The sequence below is a fragment of the Halanaeroarchaeum sp. HSR-CO genome, from assembly GCF_024972755.1.
Classification (GTDB): Archaea; Halobacteriota; Halobacteria; order Halobacteriales; family Halobacteriaceae; genus Halanaeroarchaeum.
The window spans coordinates 442865-464349 of the sequence record NZ_CP087724.1; the positions used below are offsets into that span (position 1 = coordinate 442865).

The following is a 21485-nucleotide window of genomic DNA, read 5'->3' on the forward strand; positions in this document are numbered from 1 at the left end:
GCCGTTGTAGTATCATATTTTTGTATATTCTGTTCAATCGACCAGTCACGGATCGGCACCTGTCGGCGACGGAAGCAGCAATGCCTGGTCGATCGATTCACCGCTGTCCCTCAGTCGGAACGGTGAGCCCCATCCACCGTGGAAGAACAGGTGAGGGCCCGTAGCTCAGTGGACAGCGTGCTTGGATCCGGACCAGGATGTCGCGGGATTTGAATCAGGGGAGGAGCTTTGCTCCGACCGTGGTTCAAATCCTGTCAGTTCGTTCGCTTCGCTCACCTCCTGACAACCTCCCGCTCGCTGGCGCTCACGGCTCGCTCCGCTCACCGTTCGTCCATTTCGAGGGCTCCCGCTGGTCGCCCTCGCCGCTCACGGGAGTCCCGTCGGGTCCGTGAGTTCTCTCAACAGACTTCTCTGCTGCCCCTCAGTCAGAACGGTTAAACGCGTCCGCCGTGGAAGGACAGGTGAGGGCCCGTAGCTCAGTGGACAGAGTGCTTGGTTCCGGACCAAGATGTCGCGGGTTCAAATCCCGTCGGGTCCGTTCGCGATTTCTGCGAAATCGCTCACTCCCCGACGACCTCCCGCTCGTTTCACTCGCGGGAGTCCCGTCGGGTCCGTAATTCTGCGAGGGGTTTACGACGAGCGGAATTTCGCAACGCGCGGGATTTGAATCAGGGAGGAGCTTTGCTCCGACCGTGGTTCAAATCCTGTCAGTTCGTTCGCTTCTGCTGTGAACACACCATGAGCAGCGAAGCGAACGGGGATGTGAATCAAGAAGTGCAACGAAACGGACTCGAAACCAGGTCCTCACCGTCCCGTCCAGGGGAATCAGAACGTGAGGCCCCGGCCCCGACGGGCAATCGATCGGACGGGCCGACCGCTATCTGGGTGGGCGACGACACACCTCGTGGGACCTCGGTCGCGGAGAGAGCGCCGCTCTCGAACAGCTTCGAACGGGCTCCGGAACCCGGGTGGCAACGGTCGGCCGGCCACGCGTCGGGTACGTAGTCGACTACCGTAGCACCGGGCAGCGGCCCCCTCGGGTCGGACTGCGGTGTCGTGCCCGCGAACAATGGAAAGATATAGGCTGCGTTCCTCCCTCCCGAGCGGTATAGGATGGAGCAAGACGCGTCCCAGAACACGCCAAGCGTGGAACCGCTCCGGGGCGGTCTTCAGGCCGTCGCGGAAAACGCGTGGGACGCCATCGTCGTGATCGACCTCGAAGGGCGAATTCGCTTCTGGAACGAGGGTGCCCAGCACATTTTCGGCCACAGTAAATCGGCCGCCATCGGGACCGACGTCCACGACCTGCTCGCCCCGGCGGAGTACGAAGACCGGATCGAGGACGGCTTCGAGACGTTCGTCGAAACGGGGACTGGGCGGGCACTTGGACGGACGCTGGAACTCCGCGCCACCCACCGCGACGGGAGTCGGATTCCGGTCGAACTCTCGGTCAACGCCTACGAGGACGACGGGGACCGATACGCGGTCGCTATCGTCCGGGATGTCACCGAGCGGACCGAACGCAAACGCGAGCTAGAACGGTTCCACGCGTTCGTCGAGCAGTCTCGGGATCTGATAACGGTCATCGACGAGAACGGGCACATTCAGTACAATAACTCGACCGTCGAAGCGATGCTGGGGTACGAACAGGGGGAACTCGTCGGCGAAGATCCACTGCAGTACGTCCACCCCGACGACCGTGAGGAGGTGGCGGCCCAGATGGCGGCATTGGTCGCGGAGTCCGGCCCTGGACCGAGAGTCGAGTTCCGTTTCCACCACGCTGACGGGTCCTGGGTCTGGCTCGAGAGTGTCGGCAGCAACCGTCTCGATAACCCCAGCGTGCAGGGCATCGTCGTGAACCAGCGTGACATTACGACGCGGAAAGACCGTCAGCGCAAACTCGAGCAGTACGAGTACACCATCGAGAACGCAGGCGAATGGATCGTGGCCGTGGATGCGGAAGGGAGCCTTGTCTTCGCGAACGAGGGGTTTCGCGAGCACCACGGACTGCCCGACGACGTCAAGGGGATGACGTTGGACGCGATCCTCGATCCGAGCACGATCGAGGAGATTCAGCCCTGGATCCAACGGGCGCTGAACGGGGACTCCGTCACCTTCGAACACCAGACGACGCCGATCGATGGCGCCGCCGTCCCGGTGCGAAGCATCGTCTTCCCGCTGGAGGACCCTGGAGGCGAGATTATCGGCGTCGTGGCCGCGATTCGCGATATCAGTGAGGTTCGGGCCCGCGACCAGCAATTACAGGTCGTCGACCGCGTCCTCCGTCACAACGTAAACAACAGCATGAACGTCGTCCTCGGGTACGCCGAAACGATCCGGGAACACACGACCGATGACCGCGTCTGCCAGTACGCAAACGCGATCCTGGATCGTGGTGAAGACCTCGTGTCGACGGCTCGTAAAGAGCGGGAAATCACTCGAATCCTGTCGAAAACCCCCCGCCGCAGGCCGACCAATCTCACGGATCTGATCGAGGCCACTGTCTCGTCGATCACCGCGGAGCATCCGGCGGTGACCATCGAGGTCGATTCCCCAGCGGACTGTACGGTGACGACCACGACGAGACTCATCCGGGCAATCGAGGAACTGATCACAAATGCGGTAACACATTGTGACCGGGACCAGCCAGAAGTCGTGGTCGGCGTCGACTGCGAGCCCGAGACGGTAGCAGTCAGCGTGGCCGATGACGGGCCGGGTATCCCGGCCATGGATCAGAATATCCTCCGGATCGACCAGGACATCGAACCGCTGTATCACGGCAGTGGTCTCGGTCTCTGGCTGGTAAAACTCATCGTCGACCGGGCGGACGGTGCGTTGACCTTCGACGAAAAGGACCCGCGTGGCAGTGTCGTGACGATCACCTTGCCACGGCGTTGAGGGGTCGCGACGGGCCGTTCGTCATCACGATAGAACACTGTCTCATCAGAGTGACTCGTCTGTCCCGGGAGGGCCGTGGAGGATCGAGGGATCGTTCACTCCGATAGTGGCTGAACCCGACTATCGATTCGGTGGCCGAGTGTCTCAGCCGGAACCGCCGAGCGGCCTACGGCGTTCGAGTCGGCGACGAGGGTCCGGACGACGACGGCGAATCGGGGCTAGTCGGGGCACCCGGGTCCTTGTCGCCGCTGACGAGGAATTCCAGGACGGCCGAGACGAAGACTTCGTTGTCACCCCGCTGCACCCACTCCCGGTCCAACAGCGACGCGTCGCCCAGCGTGACGACGGAGTCGTTTCGCGCGGCCACCGGGTAGGTGTCGGCGGCCCGCGTGCTCGAGAGTTTCGTCGAGTCACTGGTCGTCAACAGCGGTGTTCCGCCCTGGACCGTCGTCGCCTCGTGGACGGTCACCTGTCCGGCCTCGGTTCCGATGGCGGCCGTGTCAGTGGGCGTCGCGAAGACGTTTCGGTAATTGACGTCGTAGGACTCGAGGTTGTAGACGTAGGCGTCACCGAACGCGAATCCGAACGACGACGCCAGACCAGTCATCGGTGCCGGCGAGGACTGCATGCTCGACATCCCCAGTAGTGAACTCAACGCGCTTCCCTGGCTCGGCGGTTCCCCAGCCAACAGCACCCGCCCACCTGCGTCGGCGAACGCTTCGAGTCCCGCTCGTTGTGCTGCGGTGTACGGCTCTTCGGGGGAGACGACGACGAACGCATCGGCCGTCCGCAGCGTGTCGTTGAGCGTCGCTTGGCGCTCACCTCGATAGAACGACACGGAGTGGTCACTCGAGGTGAGTGCCTCGATCATCGGGGCGAGTGACGCCCGTTCGATGTCGTTTGCGTGCCCTACGTCGACGACGACGTGTTTCGATTCGCCGTCGGCGTCGACCGCTATGGAACCGGTTTCAGCTGGTTCGGTGGCGAGAATCGCATCGGGTTGATGAGTCGGCACCGAGAACGAGTCGTCGCTCGTCGTCAGCTGTCCACCGTGCAGCGGCATGGACAGTCCAGCCCCGACGAGGAGGGCGATGACCACGACGACGCCCAGGCGTTTGCCGATTTCACTGGCTCGCATTCGTGAGCACCTCCGTCGAACTATCGGTGGTCGTCGGCGTTCCCCAGATCGCGAGGTACCGGACCCGATCGACGCCAGGGGTCGCGAACAGCGATGTCGACCGCTCTGACGGATCCTCGGCGCCGAGCAGCGACAGCAATCCAGTCATCGAGGCTGGATCACGATGGGTCGTCTCGTAGCTGTCGAGTCCGGCCTGGGAGGCCGCTTCGTTGGTTGCCATCTCGATGCCGCCGACTTCGTCTACGTAGCCGTTGGTCGCTGCCTCGGCACCGGTGTAGATTTTCGCCTGCGAGATCTCGGTTCGCGAGAGCGTTATCTCCTCGCCACGCTCCTCGACGACCGTCCCGACGAAGGACTGTTTGAGCGTCTCCAGTTGGGCCCGATATTCGTCGGCGGTCGCACCGGATGCCTTGTCGGGACCAGAGGTCATCGACGCCGGGACGCCCTCGGTTCCGCCGAAGGAGGCGATGACGCCCACGTGGCCGACCATCGAACTGGGCTGGGCGTAGATCTCGTCACTCGGGAGTATCGTGTAATACGCCCCCGAGGCAGCCATCGACCGAACGCTCGTCACGACTGGTTTCTCGGCGGCGAGGCGTTTTACGGCTCTGTACTGGGCTTCACTTCCAGTGACGCCACCGCCACCGCTATCGACGCGGAGGACGACGGCATCGATGGAATCGTTCTGACGTATTTCTCGTAGTTCCTGGACGGTTTGGTCAGCAGTCCCACCGGTGATGGGTTCGTCGATGGTGACTACTGCCACGGTGCCGTCCGGGCCGGCAGCCGCGTTGATTGCTGGAGGGACGACCATCGCGCCGAGGACGATGGCTATCACGGCGAGGACCGCGTACGAGGACAGTGCCTTCCGAAGATACGTGTCGATTCGATTGCTCATTCCGCATATCACGGATCCGGTCAGGGCCACCTATAATGGCCCCCGCAGTTTCAAACGGTGAAACAGTGCTCGGTAGTGCTGGCAATCGATCACCGGTCGCCGATGATTGGGTTTCGCCCTCCCGGCGACCCGACCGGGTGCGTCTGTGCCATTTGCACGTCACTCGATGGCCTGCGGTCAGCTATCGGGCAGAGCCGGCCGCGCTTCGAACGCCCGGCAACCGTCGTCCGGTTTCGGGCGCTACTTTTCGTTCACGGTCGCGTGGGTCGTCCGTTCACACGCCCATCGAGGGGTGGCTCCCGGCGGGCGACGATCAAATCGGTGGCCGCGAGAGAATCCCTCGAGCGCACCGACCGAGTTCTCGATCTCGTCTCTCGATCCTGGTACCGCGTGCCAACTGTCGTTTTGGCCCGAGTGAGCACGTGTCTGCACTGATGGCTCTCCACACGACCCGATATTGCTCGTTCTCTCTGGTCGAATCGCGAAAAGTTGGGTCGGAGCACCCCATAAATTATCTCTGCTACTCGAGGTCGATTCATTCGTTCGGCCAGCTAGCCCGTGGTGCTGGCTCTCGGTGACACGAACGGAGACGTCGATATCGTCGCCGAGCGTCGCCGAGCGATCGGGGCCGGACGCGACTGACGAGGCCGGTCAGCGCTCCTCGTAGGGCTGGACGACCACGAAGCCGTCACCACCGGTGAAGTTCATCTGGAAGCGTTCGCCGGATTCCTGGCCAATCATATCCGAGAGATTCTTGTTGACCTCGACAGCTGGTGTGGTCCCACTCCACGCGACGGTCGCGCTCGGGTCCGTCGAGACCGGCGGTTCGACGACCAGCGGGTCCCCGTGGGTCGTGATCGCCAGCCGACCGGGCCCCTCGAGGTAGACGTTCGTGAGTCCCCCGGCGAACGCGCCGGCGAGACTGTCGATGGTGTCGATCTCGTAGGAGAGCCCCGATTCGAACGCGAGGACGTCCTCGCCGTTCACGGACACCGAGTCGTCGGGCCCGAGTTCGAGGATCTGGACTTTCTTCTGGTGGTCGGCGAGGTACACGTGGCCGTGCCCCTCGACGGCCATGATCGGCGTGCCCTCGTTCGTCGCTGCTTGCTTGAGGAAGCCACGTATTCCTCCTTCGGCCGACGCCTTGCCGGTGAACGAGAGATCCCCGGTGTACGCGATCATCGACCCGACTTTGGCCATGATGGTGCCGTCGACGGCGACGTCGAGGGTGTAACTGTTCTCGAGTTGGAACGTGTCCTGACTGTCCGTCGGGGCGTGGGTTCGTTTGAATCGTTCGAAATCCATGATTTCACAGAGCCCGTTTCACGGTGACTCTACGTCAGGCTTCATCGTCTTCAGGTATGAAGTGTCGCGTGCTGTTTCACGAGCAGAAAACGACTGCGGGCCTCCTGGGAATTCGTCGCGGGAGTAGTAATTGCTAAGGGAGAGCAACCGTGAAAAAATCTGCATGGTCTTTCGGGTCTCTTCGCTCCTGTTCGCCCCCCGGCGCTTTTTCGAGCGGGAACGGGCTGATCTTGGCGTTCTCGGTCCGTTCCTGGTCCTGATAGCGACGGGATCGATCACGCTCGGCGGGCAGTTGCTCCTCGTCTCGATGAGCGTTATCGGTGATTCCTCGACGCTCGCGTACGTCACCTCGATTCTGCGGGTCGAACTCCCGGCCATCACCGTCGCTGGTGCGCTCGTCAGTTTCGGTCACGTCTTCGTCTACTGGGTCGGCTACGCCGCGATTTTCCACGGTGGGACCTGGCCGTTCTCGAACGACGGGCAATTCCGAGACGTGTTTCTCCTGACGGGCTGGGGCTTTCTCCCGTGGTTTTTGACCGGACTGGTGTGGCTCGTTGCGATGATCGGGAGCGCCCAGATCACGCCGGCGCCGACGACGCCCGCCGAGAGCGACATCTTCGTCCGTCAGGTCCAGGAGACCACACTCGTTCGCGGGGCCCGGATGGTCGACTCCGTGGGGATGGTCTGGTCGCTCTGGCTCTGGGGGAGTATGCTCCGGGCGGTCCGTGACGTGACGTGGCCACAGGCCGCTCTCGCAGTCCTGCCGGTCGCCGTCTTCGAATTCGCGAAGCTCGTGTTACTGTGAACCGCGATCGAACGCGGCGTCGATCGCAGCGAGACCGAGAACGTACGTTACCGCCACCAGCAACAGCGTCTCCGCGTCCGACGCGACGGCCAGCCACTGCAGTCCGAAGATGAGTGCCGCCGGGATCACGGTCAACAGAAATATCCCGATCGACAGGTACCGCATCGCGGGTGTTCCGTGCCGCCGATAGCCGCGGTAGGCCTGCAGCGAGAGGAACGCGCCCAGCAGGACGACGAGTGTCTTGAGTATCGCTGCCAGCGTGGTCGTGAGTGCGGTCTCGATCATCGGTTTCCTCCCGGTTCGTAGATCGCGACGAGGATCGCCGTCAAGCCGGCCAGTTCGCTCAGTGCCGTCACGATGTCGATGACGTCGCCGGGGATTCCACCCACGCTCGCCAGCACGAATCGGAGGACGATCGGCACCGTCGTGAGGAAGAGCAAGCCGAAGGCCACGTATCCGGTTTCGCTGGATTCCGCGGCTCGATACCGCGCCACCAGCGTGGACGCGATGCGAATCGAGTACAGGACTGCACCACCCAGCACGAACAACGCCAGGATCGCTATCGGGAGTGACGTTGCTGACGCGGTGGCGAGGGTGCTGGCAGCTATCATGAGAGCTCACTCACGAGTTTCGTGAAGCGGTCGACAGCGTCGTCCGGGGACCGATCGACGTCGACTGAGACGCGACCGTCGTCGAATTGAACGTGGACTGCGTCGACGTCTGCAACGAACACCTTCCGTTGATGACCGTCCTCGCGTGGCCGGACCTGTGCCGCGACGAGTTCGAGGTCTTCCAGCCGGGATAGCCGTCGATAGATGGTGGGTTTGGACGCCTCGATGGTCTCGATGAGTTCCGGGCCGGACTGGGGCTCTTCGGAGACGAGTTGCAGGATCTCCCGTGCGTATTCGTCGTGGACGACGTCGAGTATCGCTGCCTCGTCGTCGTCCATTACGAGTCCGTTCATCGTCCGGTCGTAAAATGAATTTGGGTGCGTTCGTGGGCGGGCGAACCGGGCCGACAGCAGGGGGTGGAGGGCCGGGTCAGCGGAACCGGCGATCGAACGTACGTCCCCATCCCATAAATTAGGGGATGTAGCGTTTCAGAGCCAGAAACACGTCGGGTGCTCGCGGGCGGTTTCTCGATCTGAAACAGGTCCTCGGGCTATATGCGATCCACGGCCGACGATTCGGACACACCATGGCCGTCCTGACCGCCCTCAGACAGACTCCCGGTGCCGTGTGGCGAAATCCCGGCATCGCCCTCCCGCTGATCGCCCTGGTCCTCCTGCAGGCGCCGTCGTTCGCCGCCGAACTCCTCGACCCGCTCCTCGCGGTCGTTCTCTCCCTGGGCCTCACGGCCGTCTTCGTCTTCCTCATCCCGTTCTTCCAGGGTGGCATCATCGGGATGGCCGACGAAGCGCTGGACGGATCGACGTCGCTCGGAACCTTCCTGTCGGCCGGCAAATCGAATTATCTCTCGATCTTCGGCGCCTACCTCCTCCTGCTCGCGGCGAACGTCGTCTTCGGCATCGCCGTCTTCTTCGCGTTCTTCCTCGGAGTCGGGGCGGCCTACGTCGGTGGCGACGGCGGTGGTGGCGGCGCGTCGGTCGCCGTCGCCGCGATCGGCCTGCTCGCGCTGGTGGGGTATCTCCTGTTCAACTTCTTCGTCCAGTTCTACTCGCAGGCCATCGTCGTCGACGCGCACGGGGCCATCGGCGGCCTCAAACAAAGTTTCGGCGTCGTCCGGCGGAATCTCCTCGCGACGCTCGGGTATTCACTCCTCGCGGGTGCCATCGCGATCGGATTCGGCCTCTTCGTCGCCGTCCTCTCGGTATTCGCCTCGCCCACCTCGATGGCGACGCTGACCACCGAAACGCCACCGCTGGCCTGGTTCGCCGGGGTCGGCCTCGTCGGCGGCCTGCTCACGGTGGTCCTCGGGACCTTCCTGGCGGTCTTCGCCGTCGCGTTCTACCGGGAGATCGCCGCCGAGAGCGCCCCCCAGCAACGACCCGCTCCCGAACTATGACGGCGGGTGGACGAGTGGCCGACGGCCGCCGGCCCGTCACAACGCGGTCGACCGTGGCCCCCGCGTTCGCGGCCCGTCGATCGTCGTCGATCCCGCCCCGCTTCCAACGACCCCAATCGGTATCCACCGCCGCTCTGTAGGGCCAGTATGGACGACCGACTGATCGCGGGCGAATCGGCGGTCTCCCTGCTCGATCGTCCGATCCGCGCCGGGGTGGCGACGGGAGCGGTCCACGCGGTCATCGCCGCGTCCCTCTGGACGGGCTTCGGCTTCGAAGGGTTCGGGCGGCTGCTCGCGACCGAACCGGCATTCCTCGCGTACGTCCTCTCGGGGATGATCCTCCTGGGCGCCATCCCCGGCGTCTGCTACGCGACATGGCGGTCGGTCGCCCCGGCACTCCTGATCGGTGGCTCCCTGTGCCTTTCGGCCGCTGGGACCTGGGCCGTCGTCCGCGACGGGCTGACGCCGGTCGATCCCACGCCCTTCGGGTGGTACGTCCTGCTCTGGGTCGGCATCGCGGTCGTGGCGACGGCCGCGGGACTGGTCGAGCATTGGGTGCGCCGGTAGTCTCGGTCTGGTGTCGGCGTGGGGGCGGAACGAGACGGGTCCACCCCTATCGACACCGGTCGGTGGGTCTCGCCTCGACGATCGGCACCACTACCCGCTCGAACCGTTTACCACGATGGCGCTCCTTGGTCACCGTATGCACCGGACGCTCAGGGAGACTGGATTCGGCTGGGCCTTCGTTCTCCTCGCCGGGTGGGTCCTCTGGCCGCCCCGCGCGGTCTACTGGAGCGCCCTCGCCGAGATCGTCGGCGCGCCGCTCACGCTGGTCCTGGTGGGGGCGCTCGCCGTCGGCCTGGGATTCGCGGTCGGCGTCCTGCGCGGTGTCGCGATTCGGCCGTTCGTCGCCGGCGCCCTCCTCGCCTACGGGAGCGGGATGCTCGCGATCGAGGTGGTGGTCCGGCCGGAGAGTCCGGTGCATCTGCTCCTGTACGGGGCCCTGCTCGGGTGTCTCGTCGGGGGCGCCGTTCTGGGGAGCCATATTGGGTGATCGGGGCTGTTCTTTGGGGCCGCTTTTGCTGTGACCGTACCGTGGACAGCAAAGCGGACGGGGATTTGAATTTTGGAAGTCTTCCGCTAGTTCAAATCGTATTGGGGAACACGAGATAGCACTGCGGTACTTTCAACCCGCCCTGACCGGTCGAGTGGGCGTATTCCGTTGGGGACCACCGGAATTTGCGATAGTCAATGAACACGATGTGGACCAGATGCGAGAGCTGATTGGGTGGTTTACTCGAATCGCTTATAGAATTTTGACCGGTAATTTGATGGTGAAATTGTGACAATTCCAGTCCAATATTCCCCTATCCCTTGAACAATGAGTTGGGTTGCCTGCTTCATCGCATCTGTCTAATGGTAGAAGGAATCACCTTTGGCCCAGTTTGTTGAATCCGTGCGAAATCCGACCAGGGCCTTCCTTCCTCGGGACTTCCGAGAAAACGATTTAGTCGATTTACTAACAAATTCCTGCCGATTGATGCCCGCTGACCGCGAACCTCCTCTCGAACACCGTCATCACACATATTTGCCAAAGGTAGCCAACGTCGGATTCGCGATCAATCCATTTCGAGGATTTCCGTGGTATCCGTTATTAGTGCCTGAATCTCACCATCCCGCTTGTACTTGTGGTCGATGACACCAACGAAACGAAATCGGCCACCTGGATCAAAATACGGATGGGAAACACCGTTCTCTACGACGAACGGCACTTTTTTCGCAGATCCGCGTTCTCCGAGAACTCCCTTTAAGGCTGGCATTTTGGAGTGATTCTGATTGACGAATTCGATGCCCTCGATGTTTCCTTCGACAGTTACAGCGTCACCGTTTCCACGGAACTGGGTTAGTCGTCGTTCTGGATACGAACCCTCTACTCCGCCGTTCGGTTCATTTCTCACTTTGCTGGGTTTTGGTTTTGAAGACGGATGCACTTTCGTGGAAGTCGGTGCATGGTCCTCCTCTAACCGTCGAAGGGTTAGGTAGTTCGTGTCGCTGCTCACTCCTTGGCGATACTTCTTCACACGGGCCGAGACTGTTTGCGGACTTCGTTCATCCGGGCCATCTCCGTCCGTGAATAGACAAACCGTCTCCCCATTCACCTCGGAGTCATCGAGATACCACGTCCCGTCCCGGAAAGCGAGTTCGACCTCGACCGTATCGCCACTTTGGAACCACTCCTCAGCCATGCTTTTGAATACGGCCTCCGGGTATTATGTAATGAATTCTATACCGGGGCGTTCTGACCGACATCGCCGTATTCCATACTCCTGCGTACCTCATCGTTCCAGTCACGATTGAAGTGGGCACACGGCTGATCGATGACCCTATAGATCCGACTTCTCCTGATGGGTTGCGACGTTGGTGTTATTACCCCGGACCGTGTTCCCTGACCCATGGCTGGAAGGGACCAGGCAACGTTGCCTGGAACGGACGACGATCTACTCGAACTCGCTACGCTCGAAAAGCATCTCTGGGCCGCTGCGGACAAACTACGGGGGAGTATTGATTCAGCTGACTACAAAAACTACATTTTCGGACTCCTCTTTCTCAAACGGGCCAACGACCGCTTCGACGAGGAAACCGAAGAGGTCGCCGAAGAACTCGGGATAGCGGAAGCGACTGCTCGAGAGGACCGGGACCTCCACGAGGAATTCTGGATTCCCGAGCGCGCACGCTGGGACCACATCAAGGGCCAGGAGACGGACATTGGGGCGGCACTGAACAAGGCCCTCGCCGCGATCGAGGACGAGAACGACGCAATCGCTGACCGCGTGCTCACGACAGTCGACTTCAACGATAAGGAGCGACTGCCAGACTCTCTCCTCTCGGATCTCGTCTCACACTTCTCGAAGCACCGTTACCGGAACGAAGATCTCGAAGACCCCGACATCTTCGGGCGTGCCTACGAGTACCTCATCCGCGAGTTCGCCGACGACGCCGGGAAGAAGGGTGGCGAGTTCTACACGCCGCGGGAAGTGGTTCGCCTCATCGTCAAGTGCGTAAACCCGGAGCCGGGAGACCGGGTCTACGACCCCTGTGTTGGCTCTGGCGGGATGCTCATCTATTCGGCCGAGCACATCCGTGAGCAGGGCGGCGATATGGAGGACATCTCGCTCTATGGCCAGGAGAAAAACCTGAACACGTGGGCCATCGGGCAGATGAACGTTCTGTTGCACGAGCTCTACGACGCCCAGATCAAGAAGGGCGACACTATCACCGACCCCAAACTCGTCACCAAGCACGACGAACTGGAGGTGTTCGATCGGGTCATCGCGAACCCGATGTGGAACCAGAAGGAGTGGAACAAAGACTGGGTCGAGGAGAATGAGCCGTATAATCGGTTCCCGTACGGACTGCCGCCGTCGAACCGTGGTGACTGGGCGTGGATTCAGCTCATGATCGCCTCGCTTAACGAGACCGGAAAAGCGGGCGTCGTCATGGACAACGGCGTGCTGTTCCGATCGCGCTCGGAGAAGAAGATACGGAAACCGATCTTGGAGAATGACCTAGTTGAAGCGGTAATCGCCTTACCGGAGAACCTGTTCTACAACACGTCGTCGCCTGGCTGTATCCTTATCCTGAACAAGGACAAGCCCGAGGAACGCGAGGGCACGGTCCACTTCATTTACGCCGAGGATCAGACGCTTCGTGAGTCGGACGTGCAGGTGTTCGAGGAACTCTCGAACCAGAATCAATTGACCGACGAAGGGGTCGAGTACCTTGCGGAGACGTACCAGACTGGGCGCGAGGAGGACCATCACAGTCGACTTGTTGATCTTGAAGAAATTGAGGAGAACGATTGGAACCTGAACGTGCCTCGCTACGTCGACACGACCGAACCCGAGGAGCCTATCGACGTGAGTCAGAAGCTCCGTGAGTTGGACCGGCTGGCCGAGGAGCGTGCGAAGACAGACGAGGAATTGCAGCAGTACATGGAGGAGTTGGAATACCGATGAATGAAGCGATATCTGAGGAAGGTGCTGCTGAGGGCTATAAACAGGTTCACTTGGGGCCTCGGAAAGTAGAAATCCCCGAAGCTTGGGAGAAAACTCAACTTGGTGAGCTTGGAGAGTATTTAAATGGATATGGATTTAAATCATCTGACTGGTCTAATGAGGGAAGGCCAATTATCCGCATCCAGAATTTAACAAATTCTGCAGGTGAAGAAACGAATTACTATAAAGGTGAGATAAAAGACCGATATATTGTCCATGAGGGCGATCTATTGGTTTCATGGTCTGCAACGTTAGGCGTGTTTATCTGGGATGGGCCTGAAGCGCTCCTAAATCAGCATATCTTCAAGGTAGCACCGTCGGAGAGGGTTTCTGAAGACTTTCTATACTACCTCTTAGATCATAACTTAGACCTTCTTGAAATGCGGGTTCAGGGGAGTACGATGAAACACATCCGGAAGTCTACATTTGAGGATACCTTCGTTCCACTCCCCCCACTCTCCGAACAACATCGAATTGCCAATATCTTCTCTAGGGTAGACGAGCAGATTCAGCAGACAGACGAGATTATTGAGAAACATAGGGAACTTCGTGAAGGATTGCTTCATGATCTCTTCCATCGCGGTGCGGTCAAACATGATCGAATACTCGGTCCAGAAGAGCTGGCCGACAAGCCAGGTGGTGTCAACACCGGTTTAGATCAGACGACTGTCGGACAGATTCCGGAAAGGTGGGAAGCTGAACGACTAGGTGAACTTACTGTGGCTTCGGCATACGGAGTAAATGCCAGCGCCGAGGACTTCGATTCTGAAAAGCCTCGATACATTCGAATTACAGATATCGCTGATGATGGTCATCTAAAGCAAGATGACCCAAAAAGCATCTCACGGCTACAATCTGAGGGATACGAACTACAAAACGGCGATCTGCTATTTGCGAGGACAGGGGCTACAGTCGGGAAGACGCTATTGTATCAGGAAGACTATCCTGAAGCGGCATATGCGGGGTATCTGATTCGGTTCCAACTAGATCAGGAACGTATTCTTCCAAAGTTTGTTTTTTATTTCACGCAAACAGACAACTATGACCGCTGGGTATCTCGAATAACGCGACAAGGAGCACAAGAGAACATCAACACCGGCGAGTATGCCAGCATTCTTCTTCCGCTCCCCCCAATTGCCGAACAACAGAAAATCGTATCAATACTGGAAATTGTCGATCAGAAAATCAGCCAAGAACGGGATACAAAACAGAATCTCAAAGAACTCAAACGAGGCCTTATGCAAGACCTCCTTACTGGGAAAGTCCGGGTCAATACCGACTAACTATGGCCAACGAGTACGCCGAGTCCGAGCGTCCTGCCCTCGACGCACTCCAGCAACTCGGTTGGGAGGTCGTCGACCAACAACGGACTACTTGGATTGACCCCCGCGAGACCCAGTCCTCGGCTGTACTCGAACCACGACTACGCGACGCCGTCAAACGTCTGAATCCGTGGCTCAACGAGAACAACCTGAATAAAGCCGTCCGCGAGATCCAGCAGGTCGCCGCCACGAGCACGATGGATGAGAACGAGCAGATCCACGAGAAACTCATCCGTCACATCTCCGTCGAACAGGATCTCGGACACGGCAAGCAACACCAGACGGTCCAGTACATCGACTTCGAGAACCCCGAGAACAACGACTTCTTCGCGCTCAACCAGTTCCGTGTCGAAGGCCCTATCGAAATCGTCAAGCCCGATATCGTGCTATTCGTCAATGGCATCCCGCTGGGTGTTGTCGAGGCCAAGAGCCCACAGATACCCGAACCGAAGTCCGAAGCACTCGACCAGCTCACCCGTTATCAGAACGAGCGCGATGGCGAGGCGGAAGGCGCAGAAGAACTCTTCCGGTACAATCTGTTCTCGGTCGCCATCTGGATGGAGGGGGCGGTGATGGGTACCTATGGGACACCGAAGGACCAGTACAAGCCCTGGCGTGACGCCTACCCGCTGGAGGACGACGAACTCATCGAATTGTACGACCTCGATGGGTACCTCCCCGATCAGTACCGGATGCTCTATGCGTTGTTCGAACCTGAGCGCCTGCTCGATCTACTGCGACACTATACGGTGTTCGAGGAACGCCAGAGCGGGACGACGAAGATGGTCGCTCGCTACCAGCAATACCGGGCGGTCCGGAAGGCTCTCGAACGGATCGACAAACGAGGGCAGCGGGAGGCCAATGGTGGCGTCGTCTGGCACACCCAGGGATCGGGAAAGTCGCTCACGATGCTGTTCCTCGCGCTGAAGCTCCGCCGTCTCAAGGATGATCCGACGCTCGTGCTCGTCACCGATCGGCGGGCGCTCAACGACCAGATTCACGCGACGTTTGAACGCTGTGGCTTCCCGAATCCAAAGAAGGCCCAAAATATCCCAGATCTCCGTGAGCGCCTCAGGTACGATGCCGGCGAGACGATCACCACGCTCATCCACAAATTCCAGGCCACCGACGACGAGGACGATGAAGACGAGTTTCCTGTGCTTTCGCGGAACGAGAATATCTACGTAATGGCCGACGAGGCCCACCGGACGCAGGACAAAGAACTCGCGAACAACATGCGGACCGCACTCCCCAATGCATTCTACGTCGGGTTCACTGGGACGCCCATCGAGAAGGACGAGCGCAACACCCGCCGGACGTTCGGCAACTACATCGACACGTACACCATCGACCAATCGCTAAAGGACGGCGCGACGGTCGAAATCCTCTACCAGGGCCGTCTCGCCGATATCCACCTCGAAGGTGAGACGCTGGATCGGCTATTCGACCGGATCTTCTCGGAAAAAACCGAGGAGGAAAAAGCAGAGATTCAGAAGCGCTACGCCCGCACGCAGGACCTCGCCGAGGCGCAACCGCGCGTCGATCGGGTTGCCTTGGACATCGTCGAGCATTTCGAGGACGACGTTCCGCCGCCGTTCAAGGGGATGGTCGTCACCACCAGCAAGGAGGCGGCGATCCGTTACAAGGAGACACTTGACGACCTGAACGGGCCGGAGTCGCGGGTCGTCATTTCTGAGGGTCACAACGACCCGGAACACATCAAGCAGTGGACGCCCAGCGACTCCGAGAAGAGCCAGTACAAGGAGTCGTTCGTCGACCCGAACGGGGAAGTCGAGTTACTCATCGTCTGCGACATGCTTCTGACGGGCTTCGACGCGCCGGTGGCACAGGTGATGTACCTGGACAAGCCCCTCCGTGAGCACAGTCTCTTGCAGGCGATCGCTCGAGTGAACCGACCGTTCGAGGAGAAGACCCACGGGCTCATCATCGACTACTACGGCGTCTCGGACGAACTGAAAGAAGCGCTCGCGATGTTCAGTTCGAAAGACGTCGAGCGAGCGATGGTCCCAGTCGAGGACAAACAACCGGATCTTGAGGCGGCCCACAGCAAGGCGGTCTCGTTCTTCGACGACCTCGACGACGTGGAGGCATGTGTCCAGTCACTCGAACCCGAGGATCGCCGCATCGAGTTCAAGAACGCGTTCAAGCGCTTCTCGAAACTGATGGATATCGTCCTCCCGGACCCGATGGCGAATCCCTACCGCGACGACTTGGAACAACTGAGTACCATATTCGGGAAAGCAAAGGAACGCTACCGCGATGAGACGATGAACCTGGACGGTGCAGGAGCCAAGGTACGAAAGCTCATCCAAGACCACATCACCTCACAGGGCATCGAGATATTGAACGACGAGCCTGTCTCGATAATGGACGAGGTGGAATACGACGCGAAACTTGAAGACCTAGAGGACGACCAAGCCAGGGCGAGTGAGATGCAGAATGCCATCAAGCACGAGATCAACGTCCGGTTCGACGAGGATCCAGTCCAATACGGGTCGCTTCGTGAACGGCTGGAGGAGCTCATCGAGAAGTACCGAGAGGGCCGGTTCAGCGAGCGGGAAACCATCGAGGAGCTTCGGGAACTGATGGACGAAATTCGGTCGCGGGATAAAGTTGCTCGACGGAAGGGACTCCGAGACGAGACCGACCTCTCGTTCTACCATGCAGTTGAAGAGGTTCTGGAGGAACACGATGCAGGGGAAGAAGATCTCGTTGAGCTCACTGCGGATTTGGTCGGAACTGTTGAAGAATTCGTGACGAAGGTAGAATGGAAGGAACGGACTCACCTCCAGAATAAAATGCGGAAGGAAGTGACGCGTGAACTGTACCGCTCCCAAATCGATCTCACGGCTGATGAACGCAAGGAGATGACTAACCGCGTCGTCGAACTCGCGAGGGCTCACTATCAATGAGTGGACGACTGCAACGCCGCCACCATATCGGCCAGACGGTCATCCCATATACGATCGATTGGTCCGAAAATCGGGAGACGATGAGCCTCTCGATCGATGATTCGCTGGAGCTGACGGTGACTGCACCGATGACGGCAACGGTGGATGATGTCGAGGAGGTGCTTGAATCGCGACATGATTGGTTGCTTGAGAAACTCTACGGATTGAAAGAGCAGGAAGGGCCACCGTATCCGAAAGAGTACCTGACTGGCGAGAAGCTTCAATATCGAGGTCGACAGTATCCCTTAGAAGTCATCGAGGCAGATGTCGACCAACCAGAGTTGGCGTTCGACGACCAGACGTTTACACTTCGAGTCCACCGCTTGGATGCCGAGGCGGACGATATCAGTATCCGACGAAAACGTCAGGCGGTCGTGGACTGGTACATCAACCGTGCCAAAGAGGAACTTCCCAAACGAGCAGTGCGTTTCGAGTCACGGTTGGGACTCGAAAACGTGCCCGTAGAGGTGGGAGAAATAGATGGCCGGTGGGGGGAGTTTGCTGATGGAACGGTTTGGCTCAATTGGCGAATCGTGCAGGCACCTGTGCGAATCCAGAACTATGTCATCGCTCACGAGATGGCCCACGCAGTACACAATGAGCATTCCGACTCGTTCTGGAACACCGTTGGCGCGCTCATTCCTGATTACGAGGATCGCAGAGAATGGCTCAGGGTGAACGGGAACACTCTGGCGGTTTGAGTGCTAATGGGATTTTCCGAGTTCCCTAGGGACATCCGTGGCGGTGAGAACCCTGCTTTCCGTAAAGAATTACTGAATACCAGACCTGCCGATATTACCGGGCAGAGATCGAATGGGAGCTGGCGTAGCCGGTACTCCAAAATGGGTAGCAAAGCTCGGATTCGATGCGGCGGACTTCTTGGATAGCAGTATTGTTCTGAGGGTCCTTATCGATCCGACGCTCATCTGTGTACTCGCCAGAGATCACCGCAAAGTTGGCCTGATAGGCTGAACCCCTCCCACCCAAAAACCGAAGACAGATCCTCCTTCCTCGAAGTTATCGACCGTACTGACCATCTTGGAAACCATCTCAAACGCCATTGGAACGGCCTCCAGTGCTGGGAGCATGAAAGAACCTCAGACGCGAGTCTCTAATACTCGAGATTCGCTGACGTGACGATCAACAAACGCTCTTCGAGCGCCGGACCTTCCGAACGGGGCCGACCGTCAGTCCGAATCGGGGGCGCGGACCCGATTCTGGAGGGCCTCGCCCGACTCCAGTCGCCGTACGTTCTCGGCGAGGATGTCGGCGAGGCGATCCCAGTGTCTGGGCGTGTGCCCGCCCGTGTGTGGCGTGATGAGACAGTTCTCCAGGGTCCAGAGCGGGTGGTCGGCGGGCAGCGGCTCGGGGTCGGTCACGTCGAGTGCCGCCCCGCGGATCGAGTTGGTCTGGAGCGCGTCGACGAGCGCGTCGGTGTCGACGATGCCACCGCGGGCCGTGTTGACGAGGACGGCGTCGGTCTTCATCGTCGCGAACGCCTCGGGGCCGAGCAATCCCCGGGTGAGATCGTTCAGCGGGCAGGCCAGGACCACGTACTCGCTGCGAGAGAGTGCGTCGTGGATCGCGTCCTCCTCGAAGCCGGCGTCCTCGTCGGTCGGCCCGCCCTTCGACGGCGTGTACCGGATGCCGATGGTCTCGACCTCGAAGCCCTCCAATCGCTGGGCGATCGCCTGGCCGATCGACCCGAGACCGACGATGGTGACGGTACTCCCGGTGAACTCGCCGGACTGGAAGTGGCGCCACTCGGCGCGCTGTTTGCGGCGCCACCCCTCGTGGAGGCGGCGGGCGAACACGAGCATGTTCGCGATGGCCTGTTCGGCGATGCCGGGGGCGTGGATGCCGCCCGCGTTCGTGACGGCGACCCCCCGCGCGGCGAACGCGTCCACGGGGACGTGGTCGGTTCCGGCGAAGGTGCAGGCGAACAGTTCCAGGTTCGCCGCGCGGTCTAGCAGGGCGTCGTCGAGCGTGATCCCGGTGACGACCCGCGCGTCGGGGATGAACGCCCGTTCTTGCTGTGGCGTCCGCGCGAGCCGTACGGTCCGGTCGGGGAGCGTTTCGCGGAGCGTCTCGGCGTACGATTCCATCGAGAGGCCTTCCGTTCCCTCTCGCAGGACGAGGATGTCGGTTTCGGGCATGAGTGGTGGGTGGGACCGCGATCGAGGTCGACGACTGCGGGCTGGCCGGATGGATTGCAGGACGAAAGACCCCACCTTAGTCCTTGTGTGCCGGTCCCGAATCGCGCCGCCCGGACCGGTTGGACACACGAAGAATATTCAACGCTCGGACACGTCGACACGGGACGATGGAGTACGTCACCCACGCGGGCGAGTCGGTCCCGGCGGTCGGCCTCGGCACCTGGCAGATGGAGACCGAGACGGCCCAGGATGCGGTGTCGACGGCGCTCGACCTCGGCTATCGACATATCGACACGGCCCAGGCATACGAGAACGAACGAGGGGTGGGGCGGGCCATCGCGGCGTCGGCCGTCGACCGCGACGAAATTTTTCTCACGACGAAGGTCCACCCGTCGAACCGATCGGTCGACGCCATCGTCGCGTCGACCGCCGAGAGCCTGGAGCGACTCGGCGTCGATCGGGTCGACCTCCTCCTCATCCACTGGCCCCACCCCCTCGCCGACCTCGAGACCGTGATGGACGGGCTGAACCGCGCCCGCGAACGGGGCTACACCCGACACATCGGCGTGAGCAACTTCGGGCGCGACCGCCTCGACCGCGCGCGGGAGCTCTCCGCGGCACCGATCGTCACCGACCAGGTCCTGTTCCATCCCTGGTGGCCACAGCGCGACCTCCTGCGCTACTGCCAGACCGAGGACGTCCTGCTCACCGGGTACAGTCCGCTGGCTAACGGCGGGCTCGTCGGCAACCCTCGACTCGCTGAGATCGGTCGCCGGTACGACAAGACGAGCGCACAGGTGGCCATCCGCTGGGCCACCCAGCACGAGAACGTCATGACCATCCCGATGTCGACGACGAGCGCCCATCTCGCGGAGAACATCGACGTCTTCGACTTCCGACTGACACGCGAGGAGCACGACCGAATCACGAACCCGTCGGTTCTCAAGGCGGGCATCGCGATGGTGCGCGGACAATTCGGCCTCTGAGCCGCTGGTCGCGGGGCTCGGCCAGTCACTCGTCGCCGGTTGCTCTCACTCGCCGAGAACCCGGAGGCAGGGGTGAGATGGACCGAAATGATGAGGGTGGGCCCACTCCTCGCGCTCCGTATGGGCCACACGGTCGACGACCTCAGAAACGAGATCCGTCTCGCGGTGGGACGGTACGAGCGGATCGAATCGACGGCTTTCACCAAAGAGTCACTCGCGGCGATCTGCGAGGCGGTGGAGTACGACATCGATCCGAATCAACTCCCGTCGAAACCCCGGATGCGAGCCGGTATCCTGTGGAAGATCGGTCGCGCCGACGACGATTCGCCCGACGATACCGGTCGCCCGTTCCGCAAAGACGAACTCGAATCGATCGCCGCCGCACTCGACGCCGACTGACGGGACGGCTGCTCTCGCTTTTGCCAATCGCGCTCGAGACCGTCGCCATCGACGCCGTCCTGTCGGCACACTTTCGTTGTCGAGGGCGCGATGCCGGCCCGATGGAATGTCATCCGTCTGACGTACAGTTATGCGCTTTCGCCTGATACGTGTTACCTGGTCCCATGCAAACCGACCGCCCAGTCGCGAGCGTCTCTGGCGAGCAGGAGTGGGAGTGGAATCGATGGCAGGCCGACGTCCGGTCCCGTGGGACGTCGACCGGTGGTTCCACCCACCGCCCGCCCAGGGAACGCGCGCCACGAAATCGGGAACGAATCGCCGCACTACAGCAACGAGTCGACGAACTCGAGGCCGACCTCGAGCGGAAGGACCGTCGCCGCCAGTCCATCGTCGACCACTACGAACGCCTCCTCGCGGAGCGACAGGCAGCCCCTGCCGACCGGTCCTCCTCGGGGTCGACCACCGGAACGGTGGCGTCGCTCGTCTCGAAACTCCTCGGGCGCTGAACGACACGTCGCTTTCGGGG

The 21485-nt window shown here is 60.7% G+C and carries 20 protein-coding genes and 1 tRNA gene; 13 read left to right on the top strand and 8 right to left on the bottom strand.

Features of this window, described 5'->3' with window-relative positions; all coding sequences use genetic code 11:
- Positions 1–465 precede the first annotated feature (465 nt).
- Both HSRCO_RS02330 and HSRCO_RS02335 read left to right on the top strand, forming a co-directional pair.
- Positions 466–538: transfer RNA gene (locus HSRCO_RS02330), tRNA-Arg, on the top strand.
- A 575-nt stretch (positions 539–1113) separates the two neighbouring features.
- Positions 1114–2898, top strand: coding sequence for a PAS domain S-box protein (locus tag HSRCO_RS02335; RefSeq protein WP_259518787.1), 1785 nt, complete (start codon positions 1114–1116; stop codon positions 2896–2898).
- Between the two features lie 166 nt (positions 2899–3064).
- On the opposite strand, the gene HSRCO_RS02340 is transcribed toward HSRCO_RS02335, so the two are convergent.
- The 3 genes from HSRCO_RS02340 to HSRCO_RS02350 all read right to left on the bottom strand — a co-directional run bounded on the left by HSRCO_RS02340 (position 3065) and on the right by HSRCO_RS02350 (position 6239).
- A complete protein-coding gene (locus HSRCO_RS02340; RefSeq protein ID WP_259518788.1) occupies positions 3065–4036 on the bottom strand; it encodes a DUF4350 domain-containing protein in 972 nt (323 codons plus the stop codon).
- Positions 4023–4934 carry a S49 family peptidase gene (locus tag HSRCO_RS02345; protein WP_259518789.1) on the bottom strand — a complete coding sequence of 304 codons (912 nt, stop codon included), beginning with the start codon at positions 4932–4934 and terminating at the stop codon, positions 4023–4025. Before HSRCO_RS02345 ends, HSRCO_RS02340 begins: the two co-directional genes overlap by 14 nt.
- A 651-nt stretch (positions 4935–5585) precedes the next feature.
- Entirely contained in the window at positions 5586–6239 is a 654-nt protein-coding gene (locus tag HSRCO_RS02350; protein WP_259518790.1) for an AIM24 family protein, read from the bottom strand.
- Between the two features lie 163 nt (positions 6240–6402).
- On the opposite strand from HSRCO_RS02350, the gene HSRCO_RS02355 reads away from it, so the two are divergent.
- Positions 6403–7044, top strand: a complete 642-nt coding sequence (locus HSRCO_RS02355) for a YIP1 family protein (protein ID WP_259518791.1) — start codon at positions 6403–6405, stop codon at positions 7042–7044.
- Here the strand turns inward: HSRCO_RS02355 and HSRCO_RS02360 are convergent.
- The 3 genes from HSRCO_RS02360 to HSRCO_RS02370 are packed head-to-tail and all read right to left on the bottom strand — an operon-like array spanning position 7036 to position 7993.
- A complete protein-coding gene (locus HSRCO_RS02360; protein WP_259518792.1) occupies positions 7036–7329 on the bottom strand; it encodes a hypothetical protein in 294 nt (97 codons plus the stop codon). The genes HSRCO_RS02355 and HSRCO_RS02360 overlap by 9 nt on opposite strands.
- Positions 7326–7655, bottom strand: coding sequence for a hypothetical protein (locus tag HSRCO_RS02365; protein ID WP_259518793.1), 330 nt, complete (start codon positions 7653–7655; stop codon positions 7326–7328). The genes HSRCO_RS02360 and HSRCO_RS02365 overlap by 4 nt, the downstream gene beginning before the upstream one ends.
- The gene (locus HSRCO_RS02370) at positions 7652–7993 is read right to left on the bottom strand and encodes a winged helix-turn-helix domain-containing protein (RefSeq protein WP_259518794.1); all 342 of its coding nucleotides are present in this window, start codon (positions 7991–7993) and stop codon (positions 7652–7654) included. Before HSRCO_RS02370 ends, HSRCO_RS02365 begins: the two co-directional genes overlap by 4 nt.
- A 248-nt stretch (positions 7994–8241) precedes the next feature.
- Between HSRCO_RS02370 and HSRCO_RS02375 the strand changes: the two genes are divergently transcribed.
- The 3 genes from HSRCO_RS02375 to HSRCO_RS02385 all read left to right on the top strand — a co-directional run bounded on the left by HSRCO_RS02375 (position 8242) and on the right by HSRCO_RS02385 (position 10123).
- On the top strand, positions 8242–9069 hold the full coding sequence (locus tag HSRCO_RS02375; RefSeq protein ID WP_259518795.1) for a hypothetical protein: 828 nt from the start codon (positions 8242–8244) through the stop codon (positions 9067–9069).
- Positions 9070–9216: 147 nt separating this feature from the next.
- Positions 9217–9636, top strand: a complete 420-nt coding sequence (locus tag HSRCO_RS02380; RefSeq protein ID WP_259518796.1) for a hypothetical protein — start codon at positions 9217–9219, stop codon at positions 9634–9636.
- Between the two features lie 136 nt (positions 9637–9772).
- On the top strand, positions 9773–10123 hold the full coding sequence (locus HSRCO_RS02385) for a hypothetical protein (protein ID WP_259518797.1): 351 nt from the start codon (positions 9773–9775) through the stop codon (positions 10121–10123).
- 565 nt (positions 10124–10688) lie between these two features.
- Here the strand turns inward: HSRCO_RS02385 and HSRCO_RS02390 are convergent.
- Positions 10689–11315, bottom strand: a complete 627-nt coding sequence (locus HSRCO_RS02390) for a hypothetical protein (protein ID WP_259518798.1) — start codon at positions 11313–11315, stop codon at positions 10689–10691.
- 207 nt (positions 11316–11522) lie between these two features.
- Here HSRCO_RS02390 and HSRCO_RS02395 point away from each other — a divergent pair, with 207 nt between their 5' ends.
- From HSRCO_RS02395 to HSRCO_RS02410, 4 genes are read left to right on the top strand one after another with little or no spacing between them, the layout of a single operon-like run.
- The gene (locus HSRCO_RS02395; protein ID WP_259518799.1) at positions 11523–13085 is read left to right on the top strand and encodes a class I SAM-dependent DNA methyltransferase; all 1563 of its coding nucleotides are present in this window, start codon (positions 11523–11525) and stop codon (positions 13083–13085) included.
- The gene (locus HSRCO_RS02400) at positions 13082–14407 is read left to right on the top strand and encodes a restriction endonuclease subunit S (RefSeq protein WP_259518800.1); all 1326 of its coding nucleotides are present in this window, start codon (positions 13082–13084) and stop codon (positions 14405–14407) included. Before HSRCO_RS02395 ends, HSRCO_RS02400 begins: the two co-directional genes overlap by 4 nt.
- 2 nt (positions 14408–14409) lie before the next feature.
- Entirely contained in the window at positions 14410–17379 is a 2970-nt protein-coding gene (locus HSRCO_RS02405) for a type I restriction endonuclease subunit R (protein WP_259518801.1), read from the top strand.
- Positions 17376–18119 (top strand): M48 family metallopeptidase, encoded by a 744-nt coding sequence (locus HSRCO_RS02410; RefSeq protein ID WP_259518802.1) that lies wholly within the window; start codon positions 17376–17378, stop codon positions 18117–18119. The genes HSRCO_RS02405 and HSRCO_RS02410 overlap by 4 nt, the downstream gene beginning before the upstream one ends.
- A 486-nt stretch (positions 18120–18605) precedes the next feature.
- Here the strand turns inward: HSRCO_RS02410 and HSRCO_RS02415 are convergent, their stop codons facing one another.
- The gene (locus HSRCO_RS02415) at positions 18606–19574 is read right to left on the bottom strand and encodes a D-2-hydroxyacid dehydrogenase (RefSeq protein ID WP_259518803.1); all 969 of its coding nucleotides are present in this window, start codon (positions 19572–19574) and stop codon (positions 18606–18608) included.
- A gap of 167 nt (positions 19575–19741) precedes the next feature.
- Here HSRCO_RS02415 and HSRCO_RS02420 point away from each other — a divergent pair, with 167 nt between their 5' ends.
- The 3 genes from HSRCO_RS02420 (at position 19742) to HSRCO_RS02430 (ending at position 21465) form a co-directional block, all read left to right on the top strand.
- Positions 19742–20560, top strand: a complete 819-nt coding sequence (locus tag HSRCO_RS02420) for an aldo/keto reductase (RefSeq protein ID WP_259518804.1) — start codon at positions 19742–19744, stop codon at positions 20558–20560.
- 120 nt (positions 20561–20680) lie between these two features.
- Positions 20681–20959, top strand: a complete 279-nt coding sequence (locus HSRCO_RS02425) for a hypothetical protein (protein ID WP_259518805.1) — start codon at positions 20681–20683, stop codon at positions 20957–20959.
- A 164-nt stretch (positions 20960–21123) separates the two neighbouring features.
- On the top strand, positions 21124–21465 hold the full coding sequence (locus HSRCO_RS02430; protein ID WP_259518806.1) for a hypothetical protein: 342 nt from the start codon (positions 21124–21126) through the stop codon (positions 21463–21465).
- Positions 21466–21485 lie beyond the last annotated feature (20 nt).